Below are 20,468 nucleotides of genomic sequence, written 5' to 3' on the forward strand. Positions count from 1 at the left end.
CGAGATCGCGGGCCAGCAGCACCTATCGACGAGCCAGTGTTCGAGATCGACTACCGCGTCTGCCGGCGATGCCAACGGGCCGGAGTCGAGCAGCCCTAGCAGGGGTGCATTCGCTCAACTCAAGCTCGAGCGCTGTGGCTAGCGTGCAACTTGCCTCTCTGTGCTGCGACCCAGAACGCCGACACCGTCCTGGGCCTGGCCCTCTTCCCTAGATCCGAGTAGATAATCGGTCCACCAGCGTGCAACCCCGAATACGATGCAACCTTCCTGATTGGCGACCGAAGGACTGCGAGTGCCCGAAGATCGACGCAAAGGTGTCGAGAACCTGCTCCGTGACTTAGCCAGGACCGATGCACTGCTCGGCGAAGCGATGGCTGGCTCGAACGGCGCCTCGCGTGTACTGACGGCCGTGGTGGTCGCAGATCTAGCGGGAATCTCACTGGGCGAGGCGCTCGGCGCGATCACCGACGGGCCTGCCGACCTCGGGATCGATGCGGTGGCGATCAAACCGGCCACGTCCCAGGTTTGGCTGCTCGGCGTCTCCTGGGCAGCCGGGCAGACCGGTCGCATCGCCAACGGAACTGCGAAGCTGATCAAGACAGCGCAGGGGTTCTTGAGCGATCGGATACAGGGCGCGTCGACAGCTCTCGAACAGCGGCTGAACAACGCCAGACAGGTCCTCTCCGAGCCGAATGCCACCTTGACCGTTATTTACGTCTACCCGGGCCCGCCAGTTTCCACTCCGCGTCATGCGGATCTCACCGCGGACCTTCGAGCCGACACAGGCGATACGACGGCCTACTTTTCGGTCATGGACGCCGACGGCATCGAACGCGCCGTGGCGCGCGTGGCCAGCCGCCAACTGATTCCCCCGGAATCTGCCGACTCGGTCGGCGATGAGCGACCCATCATCGCACTGGACACGACTCTGGCTGGCCACGAGACCTGGTCAGCAACCGAAGACGGCCTGCTGCAACAGTTCGTCAGTCAGAGAACTTCGCGTCGAAGGTTGCAGAAGAGACGCCAGCACTTCCGCTCCCCGATGTCTCGTCCACCGGCAAGCGCCGTCGTTCAGCCGCCGTGCGTGGAAACAAGAGCCCGGAGGTGCTGCTGGGTCTGCTCGTCCACGGAGTAGACCCGGCAGCCTCGGCTGGCCCTGGTCATCAGTACCCAGTAGATGTTCAGCGCCAATGGCAGGTAACGCTCCGGAGTCAGGCCGGCTTTCTGGAACACCGGGTCGACGTTCTTGTCCGGATCCGCCACCCAGCCTCCGTCGCGCCAGACCAGGTCGCGGCCCATGATGACTCCGCCGTACTGGTATTCCATGGCTTGTGCGGTGTAGATGCAGCCGACCTGGCCTTCGCCGCCGCCGTCGGTGGCCCAGTAGACGCTTTCCGGCGCGACCGGCCTGTGCGCGGCGTCGAGAACTTGTACGTCGGCGTTCCACGGCCGCCGCCACTCGCGGTCCATGCCCCGCTCGTCCCGCCAGGTGATCTTCACGTCGGCCACCAGCGGTTGCGAGGATGTCGTCTTGTGCCATTCCCAGCAGTATCCGGCCGTCATCCGCGCACGATGACCGTCGGCGTTGTGCTTGTCGAGCCAGGACTGCAGGGCGTCCGGGTCTTCCGCCACGCCAAAGTCGTAGTCAGCGTCGGCCGGCCAGGACCGTGCGGCCTCGCTCTGACTCAGCACCGATTCCAGCCAGTTCTGATAGCGCTGCGACCCGCCGCACCGGAACTGGGCCTGGAGATCTACCTCCATCGGTCCCGGCTTGACGCCCACGTCGGCGGCGACGGCACGCAGTTCGGTGACGGTGAACCCCTCGTGCGGGCGGATCACCTGCCGCTCGTCATAGAACACCACCGTCACTGCGGCCTTTCGCATGATTCTCTTGAGATTGTGCTGAGCGGCGTTGATCCGTTGGGCTTCGTCGACGATGACCACCTCCATGCCGTCAGCGCGCGGTTTCCAGGACTTGACGAAATTGAACAGTCCCTTTCCGGAGTGCCCGGCCGCAGCTCGGACGAGCTGGCTGCGCAGGGTCTTCGTCGGCGTCAGGAATTGCGCGGTGCAGTCGATGCCGTGCGCGCGCACATAGCGAGGTATCTCGGCGAGCAGCCGCGCCGCGATCACCGTCTTTCCGGTGCCGGGGCCGCCGCGCACCGCGACCACGCGACGGGTGCCTAGGCGGGCGGCGTCGCTGATTGCCTCCAGCAGCGCGGCGTACGCGTCCTGCTGGCGTCCGATGAGCCGGAAGCGCGAATCGACCGCAAACACCCGCTGCAGTTCGTCGAACAGTGCCGCGGACGGCCGGTGCGGCAAATCCAGGAACCACTCCACTTCAGAACCCGGGGGCGGAACGAGGTCCGCGCATCCAAGGCGCTTCGCCAGCTGTTCTTTTGTCCCGCGCAGATCGTCGCGCCCGAGGATCGGCACTTCCCGGCAACTCGCCGTGCTCGCGACGGCTTGCCGTAGTTGGACGATCAGTTCCGCAGCGGCGTCGTGCAGCACCACAGTCCCGCGAACCTCGAACTCGCGCGGCCCCGAGTCCACCCACTCGCGGAGGTAGTGCTCGTAGCCAGCCACCTGCCAGGCGGGATGCGCGACCACCCGGTCACCTGCATAGACCCACAGCCCGTCGCCGACCACCACATCGGCTTTCGTCCACTGCTTTAGCTCCACGACGACCGTCACCAGCACGCCATCCTGCCGCATGCCGATCAGCAGGACATCCACCCGTTCGCCGGTCCGCGGCAGCCCGAACTCCAGAGACATCCACAAACCGCCGAGCCCGGCCGCGACGAGTGCCTCCAGCAACGGCGGCCAGCTGCGCTTCCAGCTCCGCTGTTCCTGCGGTGACAGTGGAGCTCCAGACATTTTTTCGAATTTTTCAGCCAGCTGTACTACGAATTCGTCTGTCGATGCCGTTAACGCGGCGTGGATTGCCTCGACCCGTCCCCCATAGAGCATGATCCATCTTTACCAGAGCGGTACGACGCTGAACCCGCGGACAGCCCGATCCGGCCTGTTCGTCCGCGCCAGGTGCTCCAGCAGGGCTGGGCAATTCGTCGCTTCTCTTTCTTGTCGGGGCCTGTCGCTATCGTGCCGATCATGAGTAACAGGCAGTTGGTGTTGCAGCCCCGCGGCACCGCCCGGGTCAACGGGCCAGTCAACTTCGAGCACTCGGTGCGCCGCGGCGTGCGGCTCGCCGAGCACGCGAACGCCCTGGGCTCCGACCTCGCGGCGCTCGAGCGGCTGTATCCGGACGGTGTGGCGAAGCTCTGGGGCTCCACCCCGACGGACTCGACCGGCAACGCCAAGGCGGTGGCATTGCGCGACCGAGCGGTCGGCGACCGGGTGCTGTTCTACGCGGACATGGGGTTCTTCGCCGAAGCAACCATCGTCTACCTCTGCCACAATCGCGCCTTGGCGGAGTCGGTGTGGCGTACCGACAAGGACGGAGCCACGTGGGAACACGTCATGGCGCTCGGCGACGTCCGCGAGTTCCAGCAGCCGATCCCCGCTGACGAGGTCTTGAAACCGCTGGGCATGACAGCACCATTGCGCAGCATCACGCTGGTGCCCGCCGAGAAGCACGCTCTGGTCGACGACCTGGTCACGACCAGCGAAACCCGCCAGCCCTGGCACTGGGTCCTGCAGTGCAACCCGGAAAAGTGGGACGTGTGGTCCTGGTGGGAAAGCCACGCGGAGCCCGAGACGACCTGGACTGTCGCCCAGCACCTCGGCGATCTGCGCGCAGGGGACCGTTTCGCGATGTGGGTCTCCGGTGACGCTGCGGGCGTCTATGCCCTCGGCACTGTCAGTTCGGGGCCGTACGAGACCGACGACTTCGACGAATACTGGTCCGAGCGACCGGAATCGCGCCAGGTGGTCGACGTGCGGTTCGACCGCTTCCTGTTCGACCGGCCGCTCACGAAGCAGGAATTGACCTCGAATCCGGCCTTCGCCGAGGCGCGGATCATCCGGATGGCGTTCGCGGCCAACCCGATCCTGCTCGAACCCGGCGAGTGGGCGGTGATCCAAGCATCGGCGGGCGAGCGGGGCCAGACCGGCCCAGCCACGCCCGCCGAGACGGTGGTCACGGCACGCCCGGTGGGCGACGTTCCCGAGACCACGACCGCGAACAACTCCTCGGGCACTCGCGTGGTCGACTTCCCCGAGGCGAAGCTCGTCAAGCGCTACACCGCTTTCCTCGGCCGGGACCTGTGCTGTCTCAGCGCGAAGTTCCCCACCGGAGAACGGCTCGTCTGCGACCTGTTCGACGCCGAGGCGAACACCCTCATCGAGGCGAAATCCTCCAACAAGCGAGAAAGCGTCCGCATGGCCCTCGGCCAGCTCCTCGACTACCGCCATCACCTCGCGACCGGCGCCGAACTCGCCTGCCTGCTCCCGGCCCGCCCGGCACCGAGCATCGCCGAGGTCCTGCACTCCCACCAGGTGAAGGTGATCTACGAAGAGCGGGGAACCTTCCACACCCTCGGCTAGCAGGTCTTCGGCGCGTCGGCGCGAACACCCGTTCGACGTCCGATATGGTGATCCACATACAGCCGACTGGCTTCCCCGGGCTCGCCCCGCGGACACGCCACCCATGTATAGGAGTGCTTCCGTGTCATCGTTCCTGCTCTCCCGGTCCGCGCAGAGCATCCAGCAGCTCGCCGCCGGCGGAACTCTCGTCGACCAGCTCGCGACCCAGTTCGCGGTCAAGTACGGGTTCCGGCCCTCCGCGTCGGAGCAGCGGTCCTGGCGAATGAGCCTCCCCGCGCTGGCCCAGGAGCTGGTCGAAAGCGGTCTCGGCGACGTCGAGATGCTCATCGAGTACCAGCTGCCGCTGTCCAGTCTCCGCGCCGATGTCGTCCTCGCCGGAATTCATCCCGAGACCGGCCGATCGTCGTACGTGGTCGTGGAACTCAAGCAGTGGAGCACCGCGACCGCCGACCCGGACGAACCCCGGCTGTGCACGGTGCCGAACCTCAACCGCTCCCTGCTGCATCCGGTGGCGCAGGTCGAGCAGTACTGCGAATACCTCGCCGACTTCACCCGCGTCCTGCACGACCGCACCGACGACCTCGTCGGCGTCGCCTACCTCCACAACGCCGACGACGCCGGAGTCGCCTCGCTGCTGGAACTCCCGCCCCGCCAGTACGGGCACCTGTTCACCGCGTCGAACCGGTCCGCGCTGCGAACGTTCCTGAACACCCGGCTGGCCCCCAAATCCGGAGTCCAAGCCGCGGAAGACCTCACCAGCAGCAAGATCGCCCCGAGCCGCCAGCTGATGACCGTCGCCGCCGACGAGATCAAGCACCAGCGCAACTTCGTGCTCCTCGACGAGCAGCAGGTCGCCTACCTGATGGTCCTGCGCGCCGTACGGCAAGCCCGCCAGGCGGACAACAAAGAAGTCATCGTCGTGACCGGCGGACCAGGCTCCGGCAAAAGCGTCATCGCGCTTGAGCTGCTGGGAGAGCTGTACCGCAACGGCCACAGCGCGATCCACGCGACCGGATCCAAGTCCTTCACCACCACCCTGCGCAAAACCGCCGGCAAAGGCACCACGCGAGTCCAGAAACTGTTCCAGTACTTCAACAGTTTCGGCCAAGCCGACCGCAACGGGCTCGACGTCCTCATCTGCGACGAGGCCCACCGCATCCGCGAAACCTCCAACAACCGCTACACCCCCGCCGCGAAACGCAGCACAAAGCCGCAGGTCGAAGAACTCCTCGACGCCGCCCGCGTGCCCGTCTTCCTCCTCGACGAACACCAAGTCGTCCGCCCCGGAGAACTCGGCTCCTACGACGAAATCGCCGCCAAAGCGAACGAAAAAGGCCTCACCGTCCGGCCGATCGACCTCAACGGCCAATTCCGCTGCGGCGGCAGCCGAGCCTACGAACAGTGGGTGCTGAACCTGCTTGGCCTGACCGACGGCACTGCGGCCGCCTGGCAAGGCGATGACCGCTTCGACGTCGAGGTCGCCGACAGCCCCGCCGACCTCGAAACCCGCCTCGCCGCGAAACTGGCCGACGGCTTCGGAGCCCGCATGACCGCCGGTTTCTGCTGGAAGTGGAGCGACGCCGACCCCAGCACCGGTCTGGTCGACGACGTTGTCATCGGCGACTGGCAACGCCCTTGGAACGTCAAGGGCGACCGCGGAATCAACGGCGCACCCCCCGCTCAGCTGTGGGCCACCGACCCCGCCGGGTTCGGCCAGGTCGGCTGCATCTACACCGCCCAAGGCTTCGAATACGACTGGAACGGCGTCATCTTCGGCCCCGACCTCGTCTGGCGCACCGATCATTGGGTCGCCGACCCCGCCGCCAGCAAAGACACCGTCGTCGCCCGCGCCAAACCCAGCGAGTTCGACCGGCTGATCAAGCACACGTACAAGGTCTTGCTCACCCGCGGCATGCGCGGCACCGTCTTGTACTCCACCGACCCCGAAACCCAGGCCAAGTTCCGCGAGTTGGTCCACGCCTGAGTCTCCGATGACCCTCGCGAACCCGACAAGCGCAGGTCATCGGCCAGCCACCAGCCCGGCATGCGCAGCCATCGCGTGCGCTGACTCGCTGGTGGCCGTCTGACGACCTTTCGCGCCAGGGTTCGCCACCCACGAAAGGAAGCCCATGTGGGCTTGGTTCGTCGGCGGCTACGCGGTGCTCATCGCAGTCCTCATTGCGTATTCGGCACATGTCGCCATCTCATGTCGCAACAAACAACGACGAGCGGACGCGTTCAAGGTTCTCAAGCTCCTCTGGGTTCCGATGGGCAGCGGCGGCCTCGTGGCCCTTGCACTCCGCCTGCACGGAGCGGGAGTTCTTCCTTGACCGGCGTGTATGCCCGCTCAGCAGGCTCAAGAATCGGCCAGATCCGAAATCTGGCTTCGAATGCCGGGACCCACTGCCGAAAAGTACGAGCTGCCGGTTCAGGCGACGCAATCCTTCGGCCACACGCCCGTGTTCACGTCGTCCCGGCGCTGGCACGCAGGAGACGAAGGCCCGGCTAAACGGGTGATCCTGTCTGCGCTCAGGCCGTGACCGGTTATCGTGATCTTTCGTGCCAGAAAATGACACACACCGCGGGTTTCGCGCTCTTGTCCCCGACCGCACCTGGTCAACGCTGCGCGACCTCGGGCTTCCCAGAACGTTCAGCAAGGGCGAGCCCATCTTCGTACGCGGCGCACCCGCGACCTCGGTTCTCATGCTCACGTCCGGGCGGGTCGAAGTAGGGTGCCACACCGAGGAGGGCGATTATCGCCTCATCGCCCTGCGCGGTGCCGGTGACGTAATCGGAGAAGTGGCCTCCGAGGTGGGCGGGATCCGTACGGCGGACGTCTTAGCATTGGAACCTTGTGCGGCTTTCTCGGTTCCGTCCGGAACCTTCGAGCGAGTGCTCGTAAGCGACGGCGTCCACCGGGAAGTCGGGCGGTACGTCGCAGCCAAGCTGCAGCGGGCGGGTCATGACTCGGTGGACATGTTGAGCCTGCCTCCGTTGCGACGAATCGCGAAGCTGATGGTCCAGCTGGCCGAACTGGCCGACCCGGACCACGACCCCTGTCGGATTCCGCTGTCGCAGACGAGGCTCGGACGAGTCCTCGGGATGTCCCGCAGCCTCGTGGCTGACCTAGTTTGCCAGCTTCGCGAGGAGGGCGTTCTCAGCGTGGATCGCACGCTGACTGTCGCGCGGTTCGACAAGCTCCGTCGACATGCATATCCCACGCGGGTGTGACTCAGCTCACTTTTGATCGTCTTCTAGCGGACATCGCCGAGCGAGCCCTCAGGCCACAGTGCTCTCCATGACCACAAACACTGACTCGCCAGCCCACGAACTGCCTCCTTACCACGCGGTGCTCTCGGTGGATGTCAAGAACTTCAGCGGCGTCACCCCTGCCGACCACCGCGCGCTGACCGAGCTGATTCCGACCATCCTCGAGCGCGCGTTCGAACGCGCGGACCAGACCGCGGTCTGGGAAGACCGCCGGTTCCCCGCCGGTCGCGGCGACGGATTCGTCGTCGGCTTCCCCCCGGAGAGCCTGCCGATCATCGTGGGGCCGTTTCTCGACGCACTGCAAGACGAACTGGCTTATCACCACCGCATGCGCCTCGGACGGAACGGCGAGCCGACGCGCCTGCGAGCGAGCATCGCGGTCGGTCCCCTCTCCGATTCCGGGAATGCCCACCTCGGGGACGGCTCGGGCGCAGCCATGGTCGAAACGCACCGGCTCCTGGACTGCGGACCGGTTCGCGACCTGCTCGAGAGTTCCGACCCCGAAGTAACGTTCGTCGCCGCGATACTCTCTGCTCGCGTCTACGAGGACGTCGTGCTCTCCGGCTACGCCGCGAAAGCGCCGGGCGAGTTCGTCCGGGTACCGGTCTCCGTCAAAAGCTACGTGGGCGACGCATACCTGCACGTGCCGAAACCGTCAGGCGAATTGCTGTCCCGAGGAATCACCACACCTGACGAGCCGGTCCACAACAGCCCCGCGCCGCAGGAAGAAGCCCCCGGGGCCGAAGGCTCCGTTGCCAACATGATCAACCGCACCGTACTGGGGAACGCCGTCCAAATGCGGGATCAATACAAATGGACGGACAAATCCCGGCACTCGCACCAGAGCGCCGTCGGCGACGGAAACATCGTCACCGGCGGCAGCGTGCACGGCAGCACCAAGAGCACCGTCCGCAAGACGCGGGGAGGTGACCGGTGACTACCGCAACCGACCCCGCGGTCCCGGAAGAAGCCATCGCGATCGACGGCGACGGCAACGTGGCCGTGAGCGGCGACGTCGACGGCGACATCCTAGTGAACGTCGAGAAGCAAGGAGACCAGTTCTTCGGCGACGTCCGCGGGTTCCGCGACATCATCATCCGGGACGAGATCGACCCCGGCTACATCAGTTGGATTCTGGAGCGGTTTGCCGAACCGCCCGAGTTCGGCGACATCGTCGAGGCCTTGCGAGAACCGGCCGCCGTCTTCGTGCACGGTCCCGCTCATAGTGGCCGGTGGACAACAGGGGTCTGCGCACTAGCCCGTTGGCGTGACACCGGAGACCAGACGATCAACGTCATCGACTTCGACGATGGAACTCAACTCCAGTTGCGCAGGGTGACGCAGAAGGCGCGAGTCCTGCTCGACTTGACCAAGGCCGGCAGCGAAGTTCTCGAAAGGGTGAAGGAACAACTCCAGGCTTTCCTTGGCACTATTACAAAGGCGAAAGCACGACTAGTCGTGCTCTTGCCCGAAGTGCCTCCCCCAGGTCTTCGACCGCTCTGTCAGGGCCGGCTCATTTCGATCACGGAGCCAGCTCTCGAAGACGTACTGCGCGCGCACCTGCTCAAAACCGACGTACCAGCGAACGATGTTGTCGCCGAAGGATCTTGGTCGTCGGCGCTCTCCTCAGCTCATCCGGAGGATGTCGCGCGGATGGCCGGTCTTATCGCCGACGAATACAAACTCGCGAACGGCGTCGGCCCGCTGGGGATCATCGTCGGCAACGCAATCCGCGCCTACGGCAACTGGTCGGCTGAGCTGGTCGCAACCTACGACAAGGTCAACGACCCGGAACAGCGCAGTTTGCTGCTGACCGTCGCTCTTCTGGGAGGCGGTACCACCGAAACCCAATACTGGGCGGAACGCAAAATTCGCGAACTGGCGGACTATCCCGTGTCTTCAGGACGGCTGCTGGAGGGCCGCGGCTTCACCGGACGGCTCACTGAACTCGATGGCATCTGCTTCACAGACGACCGAGCCCGGTTCGGCCGGCTGAACTACGACCGTTCCATCCTGCAGCACGTGTGGCGCGGATACCCGGAATTGCGCAGCAAACTGGTGGACTGGGTGATCGCGCTCGGGTTCAGCCAGCAGATCAAGGTAGACGGCGCTGCCGCTCAAAGCATGGTGGACCGCTTCTTCGACCTCTGTGCAGGACAGAATGTCGTCAAGTTCGCCTCTCAAGCAGCAAAACGCTGGGCGGAGTCCGGCAAGGCGACTCCCGCCCAACTCGCGGTGCGCCTGCTGACCGAGGGTGCCCTGGACGACCGCAGCGCCGCGCTGGTACACCGTCAGCTCAACACCTGGGCGAGAAAACCCGATCTAAGCAACGAACTGGTCGAACTCGTGCTGGCCGTGTGCCGGTCGGACTTCGCCCGCCGGTATACCGACAAAGCTCTCACCCGCCTTGGCAACCTCGCCGACCACCAAAACCGTGAGGTCAGTGACGAGGTGGTCGAGACAGTGCTGACGATCGTCCGGGACAACGATGCGTTTCCGCAGGCTCTCGCGAAGATCGACGAATGGCTGCGCGGTTCGAAAGTCCGGCAGAGGGCCGTCGCGGTCCGGATCCTGCTGACTCTGATGTCCGCGGACGCCGGTGTGGTCGACGTGGGCGAACTCACGCGACGCGATCACCACCCGGCCTTGGTCCGCGTGTGGCGGGCGCTGCTTTCGCAGGACGATCTCGCGCTCATGCACCACGCGATCACGGCGTGGTTCGATCTGGCTACTCCGCCCGGCTGGACAGATCCGCTGCTGGACGCTCTCGTCGAAGCCGCTGGAGAGGAGACCGGCGGCCGAATCGACCGGATCGGAGCAGTGCGGCGAGCCGCTGACGGATGGCTAGGCGTCAGTCCTCGCTACTGGCCAGGCCAAGACCACACGAATCCCCGCTTTGCCGTGTACCAGGCAACAGCCGACAAGATGCCGCCCCTTCTCCCCATCGCCCAGCCATCGGCGGAAACTGAAGGTGTCTGACCATGTGGCAGCACCGTCGCATGCTGGCCGGTCGAATTCACTCGGTCCCGGCGAGAGAACCTGACCGGAGAACGCCGCTGAAAGCTCCTTTCCCCAGCGAACTGCCACATTTCGACTTCGACCTCAGCTGCACAATCGTGTGGAACGGTCCGGTCGCCTGGCGGGAGAGCGCCCGCCAGGCAGTGGCTGGACACGCCGCCTGGCGGTTGAGCGGCTATTCGCCGATCCACGCGAGCGTGGCCGAAACACGACTGGCCGCAGAACTCGCTGCTGGCTGCGAACTGGGCGGTGCCCTTCCCATCCGGGTACGCGCAGAGGACGTTTCTATCTCGGTCGAACCGCACTTGCTCGATTTGGCACAGCAGCGCGCAAAGCGGCTTCGGGAGAAACAGGTCCTCGATGCTGAGCATGAAGTCGAACGCGCCGAAATGAGGTACCTGAAGAACTCCATCTTCGCTGACCTTTCGTCAGCGGCGCGCTGGTGGTTGCGCCGGCATGACCACGACGTGACGCAACTCGAGGCTGTCGTCCCCACACTGCGGAACACAGTGGAACTCATCTCTGGGGACGAGGCCCCAGAGACGGTGGACGCGATCATCGCCGCCTTCGATACGGTGGCAGAGAACCTCAATCAGAACGGACGGTACGCGCTCTACCGAGGGCTGGCGGAGATCCTCTCGGGGCTCGACAAACACGAGGAAGCGGATGCGTTGATGTCCCGGATCCGCGGCGATCCGGCCGTGGAGGAGCAGTGAACGAGACGCTCACGTAGCGTTCCGGCGTCAGAGGCGACGTTGGCAACAGATAGGCTGGCCGGTCAAACGTCCAGTCGTAGCGCTCAGTCCTTCTCCTGTCCGGCGGCATGAGCCGGAGAGTTGCCGCTGTCCGGGTACGTGTGGTTCGCTCCCTGGCTCCGGTCAAGGAGGAACTCGCTCACGTTATTCCATGGCTGATCCGGGTCCCGTTGTCGCAGTTGGTCTGCCAGGTCCGCATCGCGGGCAGCGTCTTCTTCCGCGGTTCGCGGATCCCACGCGAACGGGTTTCTTGCCATCGCCCAGAAGACGCGGCTGTCATGCAATTGATCGGTAGTCAGGATAAGACGGGGTCGTTCGGGAAGTTCTTGTCCGACGGCGCGGATTGATTCGCAGTCGCGCGCTGGCTCCGTCACGACCAAGGCGTCCCATGGTGCGTCGAGAATGTCAGCTACTGCATCCATCGACTGCACCGCCTTGTCGTCGACTCCCGCGCTGCGTCGCTTGACCTCGACCGGGACCAGCGAGCCGTCCGCAAATAGCAAGAGCACGTCAGCTTCTCCGACGACCTTCTTGGACTCGGGGTCGACGAACTCAACTCCCGGGTGCGCACCGACGAGGCCTCGATTCCTGAAAAGCTCGACCAGCCAGCGAAGGGCCAGGACATGTCCCAGGCCGTCGGTTTCGAGAACCCGGCGCAACGGCTCGCCGAGACGATAGGTGAACTTCAACTCGCGCGGCCCGTAGGGCTCCAGGATCTCCCTGCCGCAACCAGCACAGGCCACCGGCGGGGGTATGGCGATCATCGGGAGCCAAGCCGAGGCCCCGCACGCAGGGCAGCGAACGTCAGCACCGCGTACAAGCAGCCGTCGCCTCTCTGCCCACGACAACCAGTGCCGGGCAGCTGGTTCAGTGCCCAGCACCGCACGGAACCTGTCGAACGCGTACGCCCGTCCTTCTCCTGGCGGTGCGACGGCTGGATCGTCGCGGCCGAGGAGAGTTGCCGCGTTTTCCAGCGTGCCCGGATCGGAGCCAGCCTCGCGAAGTTGCTGGAGGGTGTCAGTCCAGCGTTTCTTCCACCAGGCCATCCCGCTGCGCTCCGCCAACTCGTAGATGAGAGCGATCAGCCCGTGGTGCGAAAGCCACCAGATGTGGTTCGTGTCGCCGAGCGCCCGGATCAAGGTCGCGGCAGCAAGACCAGGTTGCGATTGCCGGACGTCAAGCCCTCGCGTCTGCGCGACGGCAGCGAGACACGTCCATGACGACGGCCAAACCACTTCCACGGTCTCTCGCCGGTTCAGCTGCGACGGTGAAACCTGGGCAGCACCCGCCTGGAAACGACCCCAGAGATCGGTTCCGCGCATGGTCGGGGCGGCGGGAAGCCGACTGTCGACAACCGTCACGTCGAGCACGAGAGGAACCGGCCGCAAGCTGTCGGCAGTGTTGCGGAGAACCTCGCGATCGGAGTCGGAAAACGGAACCAGGCGGGTGCGGCCCTCCTGCCAGGTGCTGAGGTGACTGCGTGGACGGCCCGGCGCAGGGCCGCAAGTCAAGATGTCCTCATAGGCAACCGCGCGAGCGCCCGCTGAGAGAGCCGCCAGGTCGCGCAGACTGCTGACGGGCACGGAGCAGCTGACGAGATGGATTCGTCCGCCTCCCAACCCGAACATCGTCGCTCGGCCCGGCGCTTGGAGAAATTGGAGGGCTTCTCCCGTGACTTCTTCGACGGGCAGTCCAATCGGCAACACCCGGCGATCGCCGTGCGCCGCACGCAAGTTCCATAACAACGCCAGGTCTTCGACCGAGTCCTTCGCGACCACGACGACGAGATTCGGTCCCGCCGAGCGCTGCGCGAGCCGAGGCTGAGGTATGACCTTCTGGCCTTCTCCGAGGAACGAAGAATCCGGATTCAGTCCGGAGCTCAGGAACATGTTCGCCAGCTGCCGCGGAGTGATCGCCTCACGATTTATCGCTCGAGCGGCAAGGTCGTCCAGTGAACCTGTGACCTCGACTCGCCGCATTGGGACCACATCGTCGAACTGCAGGTCTTCTCGAAGGTTGGCAGCTTCGCTCAGCTCTGGATCAGGAACGGCGGGCAGCGTCCCGAGGACCGCCGCGTAGATCGGAGTCCAGGGATCGGCAGCGTCGAGGACGCAAACTTCAATCGGCCTCCACTGATCCCGCGGCTCGTGCGCTGCGACCATCAGAATTGGATGGTCCCCAGGACGCCTGGCCTCGACTCGGAAAGGCAGTTCCACAGCCACTTTTTGCAAACCGCCGACGCCGTCAATCTGCTCGACGTCAAGCATCCGCCGGTAGGGCGACGGCATCCTCCGGTCGCACACCGGAAGCAGAGGCTGCCCGGCGCCACCCCAGGTTTGACACAACCGGGCGATCTCCGCCAGGAGAGCCTCAGAGTCACCGGCGTCCACAGGACGCGCCAATCGCTCCGGCCGCAGCACGGTCGTCATCTCATGCTGGCCTTCAAGCAGATCATCGCTCAGCAACCCCGATATCGCACCCGAACCACCCGTCGACGACTCACTCATGCAGATCACAATAGGTCCGCGGTCGACAGTGAACCAGGTCCAACGCATTCGCACGCAGAACCGTGATAGCTGCCGCAGAGCTCAGGATCGCCGATCCTGAAGCGCTCCCGGTGGAAGCCGATACCGTTCAGGCAACCACCGCCGGAGCTGAACCAGCCCCGGCACCACTTCCTCTCTGACTACCCGGGTCAAAATTCGGAAGCGTTTGCCCCGAGCCCCAACGCCTTCCGCATCACCTCCGCCGTGACCGGACGCTGATGCCGCGCGTCGATCTGTCATGCTCGCTCAATCAGGTCGGGATCAAGTCCAGCCGTCCACTCACCAACGTCCTCCGACGAGGACCCGTAGTGGTCGGCCACTGACCCTCGACCGCAACACCAACACGCCTGGGACACCGTCCGCTTGCGCAACCGGCCACACAGCACCTGGCGTTCGTGATCAGACAACTCCAGCGACAACGGCTTCTGACCAGGCATCGCCCTATCCTATGACCGCCCTCGAACTTTGGACTCAGGACGCTAGCGCGTGGGGGTGCCGAGGATCTTCCCGAGCGTGATGGCCACGTCGAAGTCCCGATCCCACGTGAGTGCGACGAGATCGTCGAACTCTGCCTCAGGGCGGAGCAGGTCGAGAACGTCGGCTTCGAATACTGAGCCCGGTTCTGCGAGGTCGAGTGCCTCGTCGTGGAAGCAGCGGTACATGTCGCGTGACCGGAATATGACCGAGTACCCACCGTCTACGAGCTCTCCCACGGAGACATGCCACTTCGCTTCAAGCTCCCGCAGTGTGCCGGCGATGTCGTCCGCGTTGAGCGGATCGGTCAACAGATCCACTCCCACCTCTTCTCGGGCCGAATCCAACGGAAGCGTCTCGTCCCAGCACACCGAGAGGTGGCGCTCGAAACCGATGTCCTCGCGAACTGTTTTGTCGAACTTCAGGTAGTCGGTGTCCAGATTCGTACGCATCCAGCGGGTAATCCAGAGGACCGGGGCGCTGATCAGATTCGCCCGGAGCGAGCCGTTGCCTTCACCATAGACAGATTCGCGGATGCTCGTCAGCAGCTCTTCGCAGTGGTAGTCCTTGCAAAATCGGAACAAGTGAGCCGACCGCCGTGGCAGACCTCCCCAGCGCGAAGACTGGGGGAGGGGAAAATCAGCCAGAATCGTCCCCAGCTCGCGTTGGAGTCCCGGCTTGGCGGCCGACGACACAAGAGCGTCGTCGTTCTCGTCCCACCGCCCGGCGCCCTCATAGCTGAACTTCGCCTTGCATGAGGCATATATAACGGCTTGAGCGCATGTATTGAACAGCTCCGTGCCCACCCGGTATGCAACCTCGCAGTGATAGTTGAGGTTGTATCGGTCGAGCTCTCCGTCGGCGACCCGCTCGAAGACATGCTTCGCCGACAGCACGTCCTTGGTTGCACGGCCGAGGATCCGCTCGACCTCGCCGGATGAGCTGTTGGCGGACTCTTCGTCGGGGCACAGACGATCGGAGATCTCCTCGATTGCCGAGTCGAGCCGCTGAAGGGTTACCCGAAGCATGCCGCGTACGGTGTCGATGGGGAGACGCTTCGCGTCGTCTTGGAGCAGCATATGTTCAATGATCAAGTCGAGGTCGGCTAGGAAGGGGTAGCGGTCGCGCACAAGCGCGTGCCGCCGCCCTCGAGCGTTCTGCTTCGTGAACATCTCGGTAATGACGAGGCCGAGTGCAAAGATGTCCGCTGGCTTGCCGATGCCGATAGCGTTGTTCCTCACCATCTGCTCGGGAGCGAGATAGTTCCGGTTCGCTAAGAGGTCCCCGCGCTTCGTGAGCGAGGAGTCCTTGAAATGCGCGATTCCGAAGTCGGCCAGGACGAGACGACAAGCATCTGGGTCGACGAGGACATTCTCAGGTTTGAGGTCGCGATGCACGATGCCGTCGCCGTGCACGTACGCGAGCGCGTCGCAGAGCTGGCGCGCGTAGTCGAGAAGCACGTCAGCATCGGTTTCGTCGTTGATCACGTTTCGCAGCGTCATAGGGTAGAAGTCCATGACGTAGTAGAAGAAGTTCGCGTCCTCTGAGCGCGCGTGGATACTCACGACGTTCGGGTGGCTCGATGCCTGCCCGTACTCGATCTCCTGCTTGAAACGCTTGTTGCGAGCAGAGTCCGCGTCGCGGTCCTTCTTAATCCGTTTGACTGCGAGGACCTGACCGTCTGGCTTGCGGCGGACTTTCCACACCACGGCTGATCCGCCCTCTCCCGGAGCTGAATCGCGCTCGTAAGTGACTCCGTCAACGATGAACGGTTCGTTCTTCGGCATGAAACCACCTTACTGACCCTCGAGTCCGGCGACCTGGCCTTTCGCTCTGTGAGCAGGGGTGATTTAGCGTCACTTTCGACGGTCGTCCAAGCGGTCGGTCATAGGGCCGCGTTGGCCGCTGTCGATCCCGGCGTGCTCGACTCCGTTGTGAGTCGGGGTCAGTCAAGGCGTGGGGAGTCGACTGGATGCCGGCATGAGGGTCAGAGGCTGAAGTCGTCCACCAGCGAGGTGACCGCCTTACACGCCGCCGTCAGGAAACCTGCAGCGAGACATCGCCGGCCTTCAGACGCGCGTTACCGACTGGTTGAGCCCGGCTCATCCGAGCAGTTCGAGTCGTGTGGTTAGTGTGCAACTCGCCCCTCGGACACGCGCATTAACCCTACGGGGTGGGCGGATGGTCACAGCGACCATCCGCTCTTTTGCGTTATAGACCAGCTCCAGGCCGATCTCCTCGTACAGCTCTTGCAGCCGGGCCGGGCTCGCGCTGATCACCTGCCGGCCGGCATCCGCCAGCGAGTCGACCAGCGCCTCAACGTCCGCTCTCACCAGCTCTGAACCGGCTGGAGTTCTCTCCAGCTCCTCTGCTGCCGCGTCGCGTTCCTCCCTCGCGCGGTTCAGTGGTTCGATCAGCGCTTCCAGGTCCGCACCGGCCTCGATGGCCTGCGTAAGCCTCGCCAGCCGGGTCTTCGCTTGGGTCAGCCGCCGCTGAGCATCCGCGGTGCGCTGCGGGTTGACGTTCACGTCGCCAGCGACGCCGAGCATCGCCTCCACGGTCGCGTCACGCTGGTCTTCCGAGAACGCGTGATGGATGTAGCTGTTCAGCGGCTCCATCAACGCCGCTTCGGGCAGGTAGATGTTCTTCGGGTGATCAACTAAAGCGACAGCCCTGGCCGGTGAACGAGGATCGGCCGCGGCAGACGGCAACACGCTGCCGGTGGCGGCCCCGTTGGCCGCGCTCGGCGGGCTCCGGCGCGGCACCACCGTGTCCGTGACCGGCTCGACGTCTCTGCTGCTGAGCTTGCTGGCGGCGCCGGTCGCCGCAGGATCCTGGGCTGCCGTGGTGGGGATGCCGTCGCTGGGCATCGTGGCCGCCCAAGAGCTCGGAGTGACGCTCGAGCGCCTGGCCCTGGTTCCCTCTCCGGGCCGGGACCCGGCCGCCGTCGTCGGTGCGCTGCTCGACGGCGTGGACATCGTCGTCCTCGGTCCCGACCTGTGCCGCGAGATCCCGCCCTCGATCGCGCACCGGCTCAGCCGCCGCGCCAGGAACCGGTCCGCGCTTCTGGTCGCGGCAGGCGCATGGCTCGGAGCCGAGGTCCGGTTCCGGTGCAAACCCGGCCAGTGGCACGGCGTCGGCACCGGCGGGCACGGGTTCCTCGCCCGCCGCGACGCGGTGGTGCACCGCGACCGCAGACGCGTCGCGGCGGAGACCGCGGTCCCCGTCCACCTCCCCGGGCCCGGCGGAGCGCTCGCCGCCCCGGAGGCCGAGCCCGAGCTGGAGCGCCGCCCGGCGATGACCGTCGTCGCGGGATGAACGCGCCCGACCGGCACCGGGACACGCGACCTCCCGCCGACCTCCGAGCCCGGCGCAAAGACGACCGGCGAATCCGACTGTCCGCACGCGACAGAACACGGCGGGAGCAGATCCGCCGCCGCGCACCCGGGGAACCCGCCGCCCGGGAAAGATCGTCCTGTCCGTCGATAGTTGCGCTCCGGAACTGGGCCGGGCCGTGGCCGACCGTCACCGCGAGTGTCGCTTCCGGCGGCGCCCGTCGCCTCATTCGCGTCCAGGCCGTCGTCGAAAACCGGTGCCCGGGCAGCGACGAGGGCGCGCTGCTCTTGACCGGCACGGTCACCCCGGACGCCGTCGCCCGGGTCGCTCGGCTGTTCCCAGCGGCGGATCAGTTCCGGCGCGCACGCCAGGCACGACGGAATCGCCGCGTCCTCCGAGCGTTCGATCGCCTCGCGGACGCGAGGATCCCATTCGCCGATCACTCCAGCCCGCCGGATTTCGGACTCCGTGAAGGCAGGGGCAAGATCGAACCGGGTGGCGAGGCGGAGGATCGCCCCGGCGTCGGCGTGGGGATCCAGCAGGTGGTCCTGTGCAGGCGGGAGGCAGAACCGGTCGAACTCTGCGAGCCACATGGTCCCCACGACAAGGAGAGGGCCGTTTTGCTCCGCGAGAATCGTGCGGATGGTCCGCAGGCTCAGTGCTCCGGAATCCAGGTAGCGGGTCAGTGACGTTCACGTCTACGGCAGCTCGGGGTGAAATCGCACGCAGCGGAATACCGATGCCTCAGGAGCAGAGAGCCAGCTTCGAGGATGGCCTCCCGCTTCACCGGAGTGAGTGCGGTTGCCCGGGCAGCGACCCCCACAGAGCAGGCCAGGTCGGTCGTCTCCACGGTGTCGAGGTCCCGGAATAGGACACGTACAGTCGCACGGCGACCTGCACGCACTCCGCCCGGTAGCCATCGCCGACCAACCAACGCGAGCTTGGCGGTGAAGCGACCGGAAGCCAGGGCGACGCGAGGCTGTGCCTCACTCGCTGTGTGCCACTCTGGAGCGGCACGCACACCACGCTCAAGCCAGCGGACAGGGAGACAGCATGGGATTCGTGTCCTACATGTCGGTCAGCGAGTTCCTCCGCCGTCGGTTCCGGCGTCTGAGCGACGGCGGCTACGCCGGCCTGGTGTTCCTTCTAGCGCGCCCGGCTGACAGCCCCGCGCTGCACGAGCGGTTCTTCACCGAATGGACCGACATGCACGATGTGACGCGCCGCTACCTGGCCGTCATCACACCCGCTCCGAGCGTCATCCGGCTCGACAGCCAGAGTCCCCACCTCAGGGAGGACAGTCCTGTCATCCGCGGGGTGGAGTGCCTGAGCGACAGCAGAGGACTGAACACGCCAGCGGTCAACGCGTATTCAAAGGTCGCTATGAACGCGCGGCAAGGCAACGAGATCGCCCTGGCCCCAACCCTGCCCGGAGAGGTGGCCGGCCACCGCGACGCTCTCACCGTCGCTGCCAGCGAGATGCGCAGGTTCTTCGGCGTCTCCGAGGCGCTGCTTCCCTGCGCGGTCTTCGTCTGCCTGCTGGAGCGGAAAGCGGTCGTCGTCGCACTCGACGGCACGCCCACCCTCTACCCGCTGCTGAAGCGGATCAGGATCGGGCTGGAGCCGGTCCTCACCACGATCGACAGGGTGGATGCGGAACTCGAGAAAGCAAAGGCAGCCCGACAGGACCACCAGCGCCGGATCGGCGACTTGCGTACAAAAGCCCAGAGGGTCGGCTGGGACTGGCACCGGCAGTTGGACAGATTGGCACAGGACTTGAGCGTCATCGCCGGAAGCCTGCCCGAAAACGACGCCGCCCTCTGCCGCAGCGTCGCGTCCTACCTCGCCGGCACTAAGCACTTCACTGCCGAGAAGCAGGCGTCGGCACATGCCTTGGCCCGCGCCTTCGGCGCGGCCGGCATTCATGGAAAAGTCCCTCAGCGATTGAAACGCGCCCTTGCGAAAATCGCAGCCGGCTACCCGGACACGCACGACGTGGTGACGCGGCTGGCGGCGCTCGCCGACGAGATATCCGCGCTCCAGCGCCGGATCGGGCAGTTGAAAACGCAGATAGACGACTGCGAACGGGAACTGCATCTCGGCGCTGCGCTCGTCGCGGCCGCCGGCGAATTCGGGATTGAGCCCGTCGGTTCCCAGGGGCTCCTGCCGTGGCGGGAACTGGCCTGGCCGACCGAGGTGCTGGCCGCCCGTGAGCCGACCTCGCGGCCGCGCAGCACCGGTGCGGCGTCGACGACCACTGCGAACCGGGTGGACGGGACCGCCGGCGGGCACGTCGTCCAGGCCGCCACCATCCACGGCGGGGTGCACATCCACCGGCACACCAACGATTCAGGCAACGCCTGAACGCGGCACGAGCAGTTCCCGCACCGTATTCACACAGCTCCTCCGAAGGGTGGCCAGGCTGCGGATGAACCCGCTGTCAGTCGGCACGATCGTCCTCGCTCCTGCCCCCGGCACGGCATGAGAAGGACGCACACGTGCGCGTCAACCGACAATCATGGACAGATCGGTCTTCCGGCAACGAGTTGACTGGAGGCTGGTC

General features: G+C 65.4%; 13 protein-coding genes. 9 read left to right on the forward strand and 4 right to left on the reverse strand.

The window, feature by feature from the left end; genetic code table 11:
- Positions 1 to 292 precede the first annotated feature (292 nt).
- Positions 293 to 1,135: a hypothetical protein gene (locus F9C12_RS04195; RefSeq protein ID WP_409464812.1), complete on the forward strand. Its 843-nt coding sequence runs from the start codon at positions 293 to 295 to the stop codon at positions 1,133 to 1,135.
- On the opposite strand, the gene F9C12_RS04200 is transcribed toward F9C12_RS04195, so the two are convergent.
- A complete protein-coding gene (locus F9C12_RS04200; protein WP_409464813.1) occupies positions 1,072 to 2,970 on the reverse strand; it encodes a DNA/RNA helicase domain-containing protein in 1,899 nt (632 codons plus the stop codon). The two genes, F9C12_RS04195 and F9C12_RS04200, sit on opposite strands and share 64 nt — an antisense overlap.
- Before the next feature lie 141 nt (positions 2,971 to 3,111).
- On the opposite strand from F9C12_RS04200, the gene F9C12_RS04205 reads away from it, so the two are divergent.
- The 6 genes from F9C12_RS04205 (at position 3,112) to F9C12_RS04230 (ending at position 11,510) form a co-directional block, all read left to right on the forward strand.
- Positions 3,112 to 4,506, forward strand: coding sequence for an EVE domain-containing protein (locus F9C12_RS04205; protein ID WP_409464814.1), 1,395 nt, complete (start codon positions 3,112 to 3,114; stop codon positions 4,504 to 4,506).
- A 121-nt stretch (positions 4,507 to 4,627) separates the two neighbouring features.
- Positions 4,628 to 6,490: a DNA/RNA helicase domain-containing protein gene (locus F9C12_RS04210; protein ID WP_409464815.1), complete on the forward strand. Its 1,863-nt coding sequence runs from the start codon at positions 4,628 to 4,630 to the stop codon at positions 6,488 to 6,490.
- Positions 6,491 to 7,065: 575 nt separating this feature from the next.
- Positions 7,066 to 7,737, forward strand: a complete 672-nt coding sequence (locus tag F9C12_RS04215; RefSeq protein WP_409464816.1) for a Crp/Fnr family transcriptional regulator — start codon at positions 7,066 to 7,068, stop codon at positions 7,735 to 7,737.
- 67 nt (positions 7,738 to 7,804) lie between these two features.
- Positions 7,805 to 8,713 (forward strand): hypothetical protein, encoded by a 909-nt coding sequence (locus F9C12_RS04220; RefSeq protein WP_409464817.1) that lies wholly within the window; start codon positions 7,805 to 7,807, stop codon positions 8,711 to 8,713.
- Positions 8,710 to 10,755 (forward strand): hypothetical protein, encoded by a 2,046-nt coding sequence (locus F9C12_RS04225; protein WP_409464818.1) that lies wholly within the window; start codon positions 8,710 to 8,712, stop codon positions 10,753 to 10,755. Before F9C12_RS04220 ends, F9C12_RS04225 begins: the two co-directional genes overlap by 4 nt.
- 2 nt (positions 10,756 to 10,757) lie before the next feature.
- Positions 10,758 to 11,510 (forward strand): hypothetical protein, encoded by a 753-nt coding sequence (locus F9C12_RS04230; protein WP_409464819.1) that lies wholly within the window; start codon positions 10,758 to 10,760, stop codon positions 11,508 to 11,510.
- Positions 11,511 to 11,593: 83 nt separating this feature from the next.
- On the opposite strand, the gene F9C12_RS04235 is transcribed toward F9C12_RS04230, so the two are convergent.
- From F9C12_RS04235 to F9C12_RS04245, 3 genes are all read right to left on the reverse strand, one after another.
- The gene (locus tag F9C12_RS04235; protein ID WP_409464820.1) at positions 11,594 to 14,056 is read right to left on the reverse strand and encodes a hypothetical protein; all 2,463 of its coding nucleotides are present in this window, start codon (positions 14,054 to 14,056) and stop codon (positions 11,594 to 11,596) included.
- A gap of 518 nt (positions 14,057 to 14,574) precedes the next feature.
- Positions 14,575 to 16,356 (reverse strand): serine/threonine-protein kinase, encoded by a 1,782-nt coding sequence (locus tag F9C12_RS04240; protein WP_409464821.1) that lies wholly within the window; start codon positions 16,354 to 16,356, stop codon positions 14,575 to 14,577.
- 315 nt (positions 16,357 to 16,671) lie between these two features.
- Positions 16,672 to 17,439 carry a hypothetical protein gene (locus F9C12_RS04245; RefSeq protein ID WP_409464822.1) on the reverse strand — a complete coding sequence of 256 codons (768 nt, stop codon included), beginning with the start codon at positions 17,437 to 17,439 and terminating at the stop codon, positions 16,672 to 16,674.
- Positions 17,440 to 17,461: 22 nt separating this feature from the next.
- Here F9C12_RS04245 and F9C12_RS04250 point away from each other — a divergent pair, with 22 nt between their 5' ends.
- Both F9C12_RS04250 and F9C12_RS04255 read left to right on the forward strand, forming a co-directional pair.
- Positions 17,462 to 17,887 carry a hypothetical protein gene (locus F9C12_RS04250; RefSeq protein ID WP_409464823.1) on the forward strand — a complete coding sequence of 142 codons (426 nt, stop codon included), beginning with the start codon at positions 17,462 to 17,464 and terminating at the stop codon, positions 17,885 to 17,887.
- Between the two features lie 1,071 nt (positions 17,888 to 18,958).
- Positions 18,959 to 20,269 (forward strand): hypothetical protein, encoded by a 1,311-nt coding sequence (locus F9C12_RS04255; protein WP_409464824.1) that lies wholly within the window; start codon positions 18,959 to 18,961, stop codon positions 20,267 to 20,269.
- Positions 20,270 to 20,468 lie beyond the last annotated feature (199 nt).

This window comes from Amycolatopsis sp. GA6-003, assembly GCF_046267895.1.
Taxonomy (GTDB): domain Bacteria; phylum Actinomycetota; class Actinomycetes; order Mycobacteriales; family Pseudonocardiaceae; genus Amycolatopsis.